At 69.7% G+C, this 9,430-nt stretch carries 6 protein-coding genes; 3 read left to right on the forward strand and 3 right to left on the reverse strand.

Annotated elements, in window-relative coordinates:
- The first annotated feature begins 50 nt into the window (after positions 1-50).
- The gene (locus tag ACFYY2_RS34310; RefSeq protein ID WP_388750553.1) at positions 51-617 is read left to right on the forward strand and encodes a Uma2 family endonuclease; all 567 of its coding nucleotides are present in this window, start codon (positions 51-53) and stop codon (positions 615-617) included.
- A 393-nt stretch (positions 618-1,010) separates the two neighbouring features.
- A complete protein-coding gene (gene mobF, locus ACFYY2_RS34315) occupies positions 1,011-5,078 on the forward strand; it encodes a MobF family relaxase (RefSeq protein ID WP_388750556.1) in 4,068 nt (1,355 codons plus the stop codon).
- Between the two features lie 152 nt (positions 5,079-5,230).
- Here the strand turns inward: mobF and ACFYY2_RS34320 are convergent, their stop codons facing one another.
- Both ACFYY2_RS34320 and ACFYY2_RS34325 read right to left on the reverse strand, forming a co-directional pair.
- Positions 5,231-5,356 carry a hypothetical protein gene (locus ACFYY2_RS34320; protein ID WP_388750559.1) on the reverse strand — a complete coding sequence of 42 codons (126 nt, stop codon included), beginning with the start codon at positions 5,354-5,356 and terminating at the stop codon, positions 5,231-5,233.
- 946 nt (positions 5,357-6,302) lie between these two features.
- A complete protein-coding gene (locus tag ACFYY2_RS34325) occupies positions 6,303-6,995 on the reverse strand; it encodes a recombinase family protein (RefSeq protein ID WP_388750562.1) in 693 nt (230 codons plus the stop codon).
- Between the two features lie 251 nt (positions 6,996-7,246).
- Between ACFYY2_RS34325 and ACFYY2_RS34330 the strand changes: the two genes are divergently transcribed.
- Positions 7,247-7,873: a hypothetical protein gene (locus tag ACFYY2_RS34330; protein WP_388750565.1), complete on the forward strand. Its 627-nt coding sequence runs from the start codon at positions 7,247-7,249 to the stop codon at positions 7,871-7,873.
- A 404-nt stretch (positions 7,874-8,277) separates the two neighbouring features.
- Here ACFYY2_RS34330 and ACFYY2_RS34335 read toward each other — a convergent pair.
- Positions 8,278-9,430: competence protein CoiA family protein (locus tag ACFYY2_RS34335; protein ID WP_388750568.1), on the reverse strand; the 1,153-nt coding region annotated here is incomplete at its 5' end.

Here is a 9,430-nt window from a genome sequence, read left to right on the forward strand (position 1 = left end):
CCTGCGCCGGGGCCACACTGGACGTGCCGCTCCAAGAGGAGGTGAAGGGAATGAGCGTTGCCGCAACCGACCACTCCGGGCCGTGGACCGTCGATCAGGTCCTCGCATTGCCGGAGGACCGCACGACCCGTTACGAACTGCTGGGGGAGTCCCTCGTGATGTCCCCTGCTCCCGGCCTGCGTCACCAGAGGGCCAGTCGTCGACTCGCGAACCTGATCGAGAAGGCGGCCGACGCCGCCGGCGCGCAGTTCGAAGTCCTGGAAGCTGTGAACGTGACACTGCCCAGCGGCCTGGTGGTGCCCGACATCGTGGTTGCCGACCGAGGCGCGACCGCCCAGGACGGTGTCAGCATCGACGCCGACGCTGTGCAGCTCGTAGTCGAACTTGTCTCGCCCGGCAACAAGACGATGGACCGGAAATTCAAGCCGATGCTCTATGCCGAGGCCGCCATCCCGTACTTCTGGCGCCTTGAGTTCGACCCGGCGCCGCGGCTCATCGTCTGCGAGCTGGACATCGGCCGGTACGTGGAGAGGACCACCGCTCTGGCCGGAATGACCTCCCGGCTCGACAACCCATTCCCGGTCGACATCGACCCGGCCGGCCTCTCCCGGCAGTAGACGATACGGAACACGAAGCGAGCCCCGGCAGGCAAAGTGCCGGGGCTCGCTTCGTGCGTCCGAGGGTACGCCGCGGCCGCTCTCCAGACCCAGGCACAGAGGCTGGCCCCCGAGGTCCTGCGACGAGCCTCCGCATCGCCCGCTGACAACCCCGGGTTGTCAGCACTGGCCGTTCAGTGGCTGAACAGCCGTTTGGTGAGCGGCCGATCCGACCGTACGGTGATGGACCCCGGCGACGACCAACCCGGTCGACTCCGACCGTTCCGGTCATGATCGAAAACAGGGGAAGCACGAAGGGGGTTCCCCTGTCGGGGAACCCCGGCTCGCCGGGAACGCACAACCGCACAAGCCCGGCTGACGGGCCAGCACGAACAGGGGTGGCCGGTGGCCTGGGTGACAGCGATCCGTGACGACGAGCAGGTCGAGTACCGCCTGAAGGAACAGGCCGGGTGCGCGGTTGTCGCGTCCGACGACGTCGTCCAGGAGGTGACCGACCCGGCGCTGGAGTACCGGCTGCGGGAGGAGGGCGGCGCCGCTCTGGTGTGGCTGGGCAGCGGCCTCGCGGCGGTCGGGCTGACCGAGGGCGCGGTGCTCGACGAGGAGGGCAAGGTTGCCGCCCGTCAACTGATGTCGGGGTGCAACCCAGAGACCGGCGCCCGGTTGATCCGTACGCAGACGTCGGCCCGCGCGCACCCCGCGGCGAAGCTCACGGCCGCGCGGCTGGTGGAGGCGATCGAGGCCGCAGCCGAGGAGCGCGGGGTGGCGGCCGCCGATCTGCTGGAGGGCAAGCCGAAGCAGAAGGCCGTGCTCGCGCAGCAGCAGCGGATGGTCCACCGGTTCGGTGACCGGCACCGGATGCAGGTGACGACCCTGCACAAGCTCGCCCGCGCCGCCGGCCTTTCGCTGGACGACGTCTACGGGGAGACCGAGCTGGCAGAGGCACGGGAGCACGCGGACCGGCGGGTGGACGACCGGGTCCGCGGCTGGGACCTGATGCTGGACCTCCCCAAGAGCGACTCCGTCCTGCCGGGGCTGATGAGCGAGGCGGACGAGCGGGAGTACCGCGACCTGGTGCACCAGGCGAAGGCGGACACGATCCGCGAGGTCGAGCGCTGGGTCGGGTACGCGGTCGGCTCCCAGGACGGGCAGCCTGTCCGCCTCGCCGCCGGCGGATTGCTCGCGTGGTCGGTGGAGCACCAGTCGGCCCGGCCGATGGGTGACGGCCAGCCCGGCGACCCGCACCTCCACGTCCACGTGACGATCGCCAACATGGGCCTGTGCGAGGACGGCGAGTGGCGCTCGATCGGCAACTCCGGCCAGGACCTCCACCGGCACGCGGCGGCCGCCGACGCGTTCTTCAAGGCCCGCGTCCGCTCGCTCGCGCACCAGCGGTTCGGTGTGCGCCGGCAGCAGGCGGAGCGCACCGGTGCCTGGGAGGTCGAGGGCATCCCCGAGCCGGTGCGCGACCTGTTCTCGCGACGCCACGGGCGGATCGTGGACCTCGCCGGGGAGGAGTCCGGGCGCCAGGACCGCGACCGTGCTGCAGCAGAGACGTTGCGTGCCAAGCACCGCGGGGACGCGTCGGCGATGCGGGAGAGCTGGCGGCAGCGCGCCCTGCAGGCCGGGGTCGACGTCGACGCGATGGTCGCGGCCGCCGCCCCTGGACCGCCCGGCCCGGACAGCGGCCCCACCGTCGACGGCCCCGGCGGTCCGCGGATTCCCCCGCCGTCCGACCTCGCCCAGATCGTGTTCCACCCCGAGACCGGGCTCACTGCGAGCGCGAAGTCGTTCAGCCGCGCGCAGCTGCTCGCGGCGGTCGGCAACGCCCTGCCGTACGGCCTGGACGCCGACGAGGTCGGCCGCCTGGACGAGCTCGTCGACGACGTCCTGGACGTGGCCGGGTACGCGGTGCGGGTGCCGGACTACGGCTCCACCGTCATGACGTCGACCGCCCGCTACACCACCCAGGACATCCTGGATGCCGAGGCGTACGTACGGGACCAGGCGCTCGCCCGTCACGGCGAAGGCCGCACAGCGCTGACCGAGGATCAGTCGGCGGCCGCGGTCGACGTGTTCCAGGTCGCGGTCGGCTTCGAGCTGTCCGAGGAACAGCGCGCGGCGGTGACCCGGCTGCTGACCGGCGGGCACGGCATCGACACGGTGGTCGGCGTCGCCGGGGCGGGCAAGTCGACGCTGATGGAGGCGTGCCGGATCGGGTGGGACGCGACCGGCACCACGTACGCCGGGGCCTGCCTCAGCGCCGTCGCCGCGCAGCAGCTCACCCAGGCGTCCGGGATCCCGGCGCGGACGGTCGCGGCCTGGCTCCAGCAGATCCAGACGGGGAGCGGCCTCACCGGTGTCGACGTCCTGGTCGTGGACGAGGCCACGATGGTGGACGACCGGGCGGCCGAGGTCCTCATGCGCGAGGCGGCCCGCACCGGCACGCAGCTCATCGGCATCGGCGACCCTCTCCAGCTCCAGGCGATCGGGGCCGGCGGATGGTTCCGTGAGGTCCACCGGCTGGTCGACGGGCTCACCCTGCACGAGAACCGCCGCCAGGAGGACGCCGCCGAACGGCACGCGCTGGAGGTCTGGCGCACCGGTGACCACGACCAGGCGCTGCGTCTGCTCGCCGACCGGGGACGCGTCCACCCCACCGAGTCCGCCGACGAGGCGCGCTCGCAGATCCTCACGACGTGGGACGAGCTCCGGCGCGACCGGTGGCACGACACCCACGACCTCGTCGACGAGCTGGTAGTGCTCGCCGCCCGCAACGCCGACGTCGACGCGCTGAACGCCGGGGCCCAACAGATCCGCCGCGCCGCCGGCGAACTCGGCACCGAGCGCACCTACGCCCTGCCCGGCGGGGACCGGCTGACCCTCGCCGAAGGGGACGCCGTACGCGTGCGCGTCAACGACTACAGGTCGAGGCGCGGTGCGGGCCCTGACCTGCTGAACGGGTACCGGGCCGTCGTCAGCGAGCTCGCCGACGACGGGCGGGTCGAGATCACGTGGCGCACCCGCACGCGCGGCCAGGACGACGCGCTCGTGTCCGCGTGGCTGACGCCCGACCAGGTCGCATCCGGTGCCCTGTCGCTGGGGTACGCGATGACGATCGCCGCCTCTCAGGGCATGACCTGCGACACCAGCCTGATGTACGGGCACGGCGCCAACGCGTTCGCCGCGTACCCGGGCCTCACCCGCGGCAAGAAGGCGAATCACCTGTGGCTGCCGCTCGCGGTCATCGAGAGCGAGGACACCCGGGCCCGGCTCGGTGACGCCCGTACGGACAAGGAACGCCTGGAGCGCGCCATCGACAGCTACGCCCGGTTCCTCGGGCAGTCACGGCCAGACGCCATGGTCTCTGACCTCCTCCACCAGCCTCCGGGCCCGGCCGTGGTGCCCTCGCCGACCCGGACGCAGAACGTCGTCGCCAGTGCGGCCCGCGCCCGCTCCACCACCGTCCACGACCCACGCCGGCGCGAGGCCCAACCCCAGCAGCACGAGTACCGGCTGACGGACGAGCAGAAGCAGCGCCTGGCCGACATGCAGGAGGAACGGGAGCTCGCCGGGGTCGGAGCGTGGAACCGCCGCCCCTACGGCGACCGGACCGACCAGGAGCTGAACCGGCTCATCGCCTCCGGACCCGTCGACGCCCGGCGCGAGGACCAGGCAGCCGCCCAGGCCGAGGCGACCGAGCGCGGCCTGCAGGAGCAGATCGCGGCCGACAGGGACAGCGGGGAGAGCCGGGGCCGGCGCGAGGTCGCGCCCATCTACCCACTGCTGGACCGTGCCGACGAGCAGCTCGCCCTCGCGCGGTCCGAGCAGGCCCGCCAGACAGCCGCGGCGGAGTCGGCGGCCCGTGCCGACGAGCACCTGCGCGTCCTGGCCGCCGCCGAACACAAGGGAAGGCTCGCCCTGCGCCTGGCGGGCACGTCTCGCAAGGAGCACCGCCAGCTCACCCAGCAGGCCACCGAGGAACGCGCTGCAGGATGGCGGGAGGAAGCAGACGCGCGGATCGCCGCCTCCCGTGCAGCCGAAGCCGCGTGGGAGACCGTGCGCAGCAGCCCGTACGCCGACGTGCTCGGTGCCACCGAGCGCCAGGCCCCGGCCGTCGACACCCTCGCGGCCCGGCTCACCGAGATGCGCGAGATCCGTGTCCCGGCCCGCGTGCAGCAGATCGACACCGGCGACGAGAGGCGCCTTTCCCGAGTCCACGGCCAGGCGGCCAAGGCGAGGGAGAATGCGGCCATGTACCGGGCCGTCGCCGCCGACGCGCGGACCGAGAAGACGCTGCGGGCCCGTATCGCTGAACAGCACCCCCAGCTTCACGACTCCGAGGTGACAGCACGCGCGAACCTCCAGAAGGCTCAGGAGACTCGGAGCGCCCGTATTGCCGCCCAGGCGAGTCCCTCGTACCAGCCGCCGACTCCGGCCCGTAGCCCGCGCCAAAAGCTCTGACAGGGCGGACCGTCCAAGCGAAAGTCAGTCGCCCAACTTCATCCCTGCGGGGGGCATTGTCGGCAGCCTGATGAAGAAGGTCATCAAGTCATGCTCGATGTCGCACGAGAGCGGTGCCCCGGGCCGCTTCCTCAGCCCGGGGCACCGGACCGTCAGCGGCCGATCAGGGTGTGGAGTGCTGGGGTGCTGACGCCTGCCGAAGCGAGACCCGCCAGCGCGGCCGCGGCGGCATTGCCCGCGCTGAGGTAGGTCAGCGCAGCGACGACTCCACCGATCACCGCGGCCGCCAGCAGAATGACCGCAGCATGCGAGGTGAGAAGGGGTTGGGCGGCCTGGGCAGAGCCGTCAGCAGGGGCCGTTTGACGCATATAACTTGACGAAGCTGTACCGTCGTCAGGGGTCGGGGTAGTCATTTCACGCCTCGTGAATTCTGTGTTCCGGACTGGACACGGACCACCACGACCACGAACACCGGGGAGTCCTCCTCGTGCACCAGCCGGCCAAAGCTTCGGTGCACACGAGGGCTCCCCGTCGTCGTACCCGGGAGGCCACACCAAGAGCGTACGCAGAACGCGCGGGCCCGCCCCAACCGGACCGCCCCGTACACGTCCCCTTCAAACCGGTAAAACGCCCTCTGTGCTGCGGAAACTGACTGCGCGTAAGTTGTGCGCGCTGTCCACCTTCCTGCTATCCAAGACCCGACCCGACCCTCAGAATTTCGCGGAACGGGACATCAGACGTCGATCTGTTCGCCGGGGAAGGTGGCGTTGACGCGCCCCAGGTTTCTGGACTTTCTGGACCGTCCAACGCGGGCGCGCGCGTGTCGAGTCACGACAAGGATCGTCACGGAACACGGGAAAGGGCCGAGGACAGCCAAAGCGAGGGTGAGCCAGCCGCCGGCGCCGTGCCGTGAAGACGGCAGTCCGCGGTCGCGTGACCTCTTCTGGCTATCGCAGAAAGAGGTGTCATTTTCGCTGAGGGGCTTGCCCATGGGCTCTGATCAGCGGAAACGAGCGGACAGCTCAGGAACGGGTTCACACCTCCGGCAGTGGTCCCGGTGCAACCGTCGGTCCACCTATGGAGCCCCCTGTGCAGGCAACCCTCCAGCCCCCTCACGGTGCAACCCCCGTGCCGAGCCGGTCGAGAGAGCCGGGCAAGCCGCGACGAGGGCCCCGGAGCCGCCTTCTGGCGGCTCCGGGGCCCCTCGGGTGCTGTGCGGTGCTCTCAGCGGCTCTCAGTGGCCTCCAGCGCCGCCGTGGGGCTCGCGCCGCCCAGGGCGGGCCGTCCTCCGGCTTTCAGCTCCGGTACGTACTTGTAGAGCGTCGTGCGGGAGATGCCGAGCAGCTTCGCGATCGAGCTGATGGACGCGGCCGGGTCCGCAAGCATCGCGCGGGCGTGGCGGATCTGTTCGGCGCTCATTGCCGGCGGGCGGCCGATGCGCTCGCCGCGGGCGCGGGCTTCCGCCATGCCTTCGACCGTGCCCTGCACGATCAGTTCACGGATGAACTCGGCAAGCGCGGCGAACACGTGGAAGACCAGTCGGCCGCCGGGTGTGGTGGTGTCCAGCGACTCGTGGAGCGACTGGAAGCCGATGCCACGCTTGCGCAGGCCGCTGACGATCGCGATGAGGTCCTGGATGGAGCGGCCGAGTCGGTCGAGCGAAGGCACCACGATGGTGTCCCCGGGGCGCGCGTAGTCGAGCGCCTTCCACAGCTCGGGGCGCTCGGCATTCTTGCCGGACAGCTTGTCCGAGAAGACCCGGGCGCAGTTGGCGTTCTCCAGGGCGGCGATCTGCCGGTCGAGGAGTTGGCCCTTCGTGGAGACGCGGGCGTAGCCGATCAGCACGCCGGTGGTGTTCGCGGGGAACGCCGCCAGAACGTCGTCGCCGCTCTCTGCCCACTGGGAAGGTGTCGTCATGTGATCACTGTACATAAAAGGGGGTGCGATGGTTTTTGAACATCAAGAGTTTCTGAACACATTTGTTGGACGCGTCGACTCACCCCCAAGAGGTAGATCCAGGTGTTCAGCCGGAGTGTCCATCAACCGATCGGTTGTTGGACAGGCTCGTGAGTAACCACCTGGAGCCACGGACGGCCGGGGTGGGGTTCCGAAGCATGAACACAGAACGACATAATCGCATCACGTTCAGTGACTATCGGGGAGGGTTCATGTTCAAGACGTGGCGCGAGGAGTACCGGGCCAATCAGGCCGCCAAGCGGCAGGTCGAGCTGGAGCGGTGGGATCAGGAGAAGCAGTGGGGCGAGGAGGACCGGGCGGCCCGGCAGAAGGTCATCGCCGAGAACTCCGTCGACCTGGCTGTGCACAACGAGAACCTACGGGCAGCCACCGGCGTCTCCTACCTCACTCTCATCTGCCACGAGGACACCTGGACCTTCATGGCCGTGCGCACCTTCGGTCAGTGGCAGCACGCCTGGACCCAGAGCAAGGTCAGCGGAATCTACTCCGTCCCCCACGCACCGGACACCATCCAGGTCACAAGGTTCACCGCCGATCCGAATCTGCCGGAGGGGCGGATCAAGAAGCTCTCCAGCGGCACAGACCGCAATGGAATGCAGCAGGTGATCCTCTCCGGCCACAACCTCACTCAGCTCCTGAGCTCGCTGCACGAGGGGGCGAAGGAAGAGGACATCGCGACCTCCGCCCGCTGCAGTCGGCTCTACAACAAGCTCGTTGAGTTCGTGGACCTGATCGACCCTGACGCGGAGGCCGGCCAGACGACCGGTGTTACGTATCGCATCGACGACAGCGTCGACGCCGCATACACGAAGGGATAGGTCCCGTCCCAGCGGTTAAGAGGCCTCCCCGATCGGATGACCGGGGAGGCCTCTTCACTGAGTGCACCCTCTTCCGGGCGACGTCCCAGCAACTTCCCTTCGGCACGGCCTGGGCCTGCGCCGGAGCCCGCCCGAGACTTACGATGATCATGTGACCGCCCGCCGCGCATTGGGCTCCGGCCCCGAAGTTCGCCCTCCAGCCATCCGCGCTTCCGAGGCCGACCTCAGCAACTCACTGCCCGGCATCCGCCTGCCAGACCTGGGCGAGCTGCGAGCCCGCGGAGTCCTCGGGATCCAACCCACGGCAGCGCCGGCCCCGCGACGAGCCCTCGGGAGCGGCAAGGCAGGCGTAGAAAGGGCTTGAGGGCATCGGTGTCAGACGCACGGACGCCTGCCCCCAGACCTCAGCCAGGCATCAAACGTTCGTCTCTCACCGTGCCAGAACTGAGGTCCACGACGAATACCGCCATAGGCGCCCATGCCCGGGAGGCAAGGACGTTCAGGTACCAATCCGAAGGAACCAGGATGCGCAGTTCCTCAGCCCAGGCCCGCAACTTTCCCGGATCCGGACAGGCGACGGCAACCGGCTCCGTCCACACCGGGCCCGCATCCGTGCAGAAGTAGGCTGGCCGGCCGTCGCCATAGCGGGGGTCCGGCATCCCAAACGCAAGTTCCTCGCCGAGAACACTGGTCAGCATGCTGGCCCAGAGCCGCCAGTAACCCCGGTCCATGCCGGTGCGAGCCCAGAAAGCCTCATAGGCCCGGTCCTTCGCCTTCCGCTTCTTCGCCCGCTCCCTCTCCTGTGCGGCGAGCCGCTTCGCCTCCAGCCGCTCCTGCGCTGCCCGACGCTCCTCGGCTTCCCTCCGGCGCTGTTCAATCTCCTCCGTGTACTGGGCATGCTCGCGCGTGAGAGCCGCGTAAGCAGGAGCGGTCCACCACACCGACCATGAGTGGCTCCAACTGCCCGTCCAACCTTCCGCCCACTCAGCGCGTTTCGTGCCACTGACTCGAGCGGCGTGACGCGTCGCACGGTGCGGGACGATCTGGCCCCGCAGCATCCACGCCACGGCATCGGCCAACGTCGCGCTGGCCGACCGCCACAGAGCAGGGACAGCTCTGTGCTGCGGATCCCAGTCGAAGCCAGCTAGGCCCGCCGTCACCTTCCATGCCGCGCCCCTGTCCTCGGGGAGGTCAACCAGAAGCGTCGGCACGCTCCCTGTCCATGGCCGGGGCTGCAACCCGAACCAGCACACGCTCACCCCGTCGCGCTCGTACCGGCTCGTGCGGGCCTCAATGTCATCGACCGTGATGGGCGACAGCTGGACCTCCAGCGCCATCAGCCAGTTGCCGACCTGGTCGAAGACCATCACGTCCGCCCGCCACAACCCGGCCGGGTCGCCGACTTCGAGTTCAGCGCGGAAGCCAGCGGCGCGTGCGAGGGTTACCAGCTCCAACTTCAGCAGGTGGTGTTCAAACGACTCGTTCGCCAGCGAGCACGACGGGGGCTTGACCCGGTGATAGAGGTGCCGGGTGCCGAGACCAGAGACCCGCGCGAAG

This window comes from Streptomyces sp. NPDC001822 (genome assembly GCF_042892135.1).
GTDB lineage: Bacteria > Actinomycetota > Actinomycetes > Streptomycetales > Streptomycetaceae > Streptomyces.

Coding starts and splice junctions, on each gene's coding strand:
- ACFYY2_RS34330 (WP_388750565.1), top strand. CDS start 7,247: ATGTTCAAGACGTGGCGCGAGGAGTACCGGGCCAATCAGGCCGCCAAG.
- ACFYY2_RS34310 (WP_388750553.1), top strand. CDS start 51: ATGAGCGTTGCCGCAACCGACCACTCCGGGCCGTGGACCGTCGATCAG.
- ACFYY2_RS34325 (WP_388750562.1), bottom strand. CDS start 6,995: ATGACGACACCTTCCCAGTGGGCAGAGAGCGGCGACGACGTTCTGGCG.